Raw genomic sequence first — 1,165 nt, forward strand, 5'->3', positions numbered from 1 at the left:
TCAAGGGGAATCGAACGTGGGCAGGGCCTACCAGTACCGCGCTCTGCTTGCCGGCCTCATTCGAGACTGGCGTGCCGCCTGGAACGAGGGCAACTTCCCCTTCCTCATCGTGCAACTGCCGAACTTCGGCCCGCAAAAGCCCGATCCAACCGAAAGCGCTTGGGCGGAACTGCGCGAGTCCCAAGATATTGTTGCCCACACGGTTCCCAACACCGGCATCGTATGCACGATTGATATTGGCGACGCCAACGACATCCACCCCAAAGATAAACAGGATGTTGGCAAGCGGCTCGCGCTCTACGCTTTGGCCAAAGTGTACGGCCAAAAAGTGGTCTACTCCGGCCCCACGTTTCGTTCGATGAAGGTAGAGGGACACACAGTTCGTGTCTTTTTCGATCACACCGATGGAGGCCTGGTGGCAAAAGGAGACAAGCTTGCCGGTTTCGCGATCGCCGGCCCCGATAAACAGTGGCATTGGGCCGATGCTCAAATCGAAGGCAACAGTGTGGTGCTCTCCTCGCCCGACGTTCCCGACCCCGTAGCCGTTCGATACGCTTGGGCCGACAACCCGCAGTGCAACCTTTATAACGGTGCCGGTCTCCCCGCCTTCCCCTTCCGTACCGACGACTGGACGGAGATCACCCGAAACAACCACTAACACGCTCTCGATCCCAAGGAAGGGTGACCGCGGTTGCGCTGCTTAGAGTAGCATGGGCAGTACGGCTCTTGACAAGATGCCATATACTTTTATTGGGGGCGGATGGGGCCTGGTGGCCCTCCCGGTCTTCAAAATCGTGCGAGAGGCGAGCAATTCTCGACTCTGGTGGGTTCGATTCCCACACGCTCCCGCCATTGGCTTCTTTTGCCGCGAGCCACCATTGGGCTGCATAGAATCCACCGGCAGCTCCTGCTAGCGGCTACCTATGCTCCCCGGCTCCTCACCTTTCCGATACCTTCCTTAAACGCTTCCCAAACTCGTACACAACCCTAAAACCGCTCCCATCCGCCCTTAGCCGATACACTACTCCCTCACTCGAAATACCACCCCCATCCCATAACCACCACCCCCATACGTCTCCCCATATAACCAACCCCCTAAACCTAACACCAAACCACCATAAGGATGGCTCCCATCCCCATTCCGCCCTAAACCGTCCTCCGCACT

Annotated in this window: 1 tRNA gene and 1 pseudogene; both read left to right on the forward strand. The window is 57.9% G+C overall.

The window, feature by feature from the left end:
* A pseudogene (locus VKV18_RS11000) lies at window positions 1–658 on the forward strand (9-O-acetylesterase); the annotation flags it as partial.
* 94 nt (window positions 659–752) lie between these two features.
* A tRNA-Sec gene (locus VKV18_RS11005) sits at window positions 753–852 on the forward strand.
* Window positions 853–1,165 lie beyond the last annotated feature (313 nt).

Source organism: Chthonomonas sp., from assembly GCF_035294505.1.
Taxonomy (GTDB): domain Bacteria; phylum Armatimonadota; class Chthonomonadetes; order Chthonomonadales; family Chthonomonadaceae; genus Chthonomonas.